This is a genomic window from Metabacillus sp. 113a (assembly GCF_050107635.1).
Lineage (GTDB): Bacteria > Bacillota > Bacilli > Bacillales > Bacillaceae > Metabacillus_B.
Genome location: NZ_JBNILJ010000057.1, coordinates 1 through 223, shown reverse-complemented (window position 1 = coordinate 223; position 223 = coordinate 1). Strand labels below are relative to the sequence as shown.

At 40.4% G+C, this 223-nt stretch carries 1 protein-coding gene; it reads left to right on the top strand.

Translation table 11 applies throughout. The features are described 5' to 3' along the window. Nucleotides 1–222 (top strand): transposase (locus tag ACQCVE_RS19690; RefSeq protein WP_426863679.1); only part of this gene is annotated, 222 nt, incomplete at its 5' end. Between the last annotated feature and the right edge of the window lies 1 nt (nt 223).

Here is a 223-nt window from a genome sequence, read left to right as displayed (position 1 = left end):
CTGTCTCATTTCATCGAATATAAAGCAAACCTAGTGGGTATTAAAGTTGAATATGTGAATCCCGCCTACTCGAGTCAAACTTGTCCGAAATGTTCTAAAAAAAATAAAGCCATAGACAGGAAATATACGTGTCAGTGCGGATTCGAAAAACATAGAGATGTAGTCGGTGCAATGAATATTCGCTATGCACCTGTGGTTGGCGGTCATAGTCAACCAGCCTAAG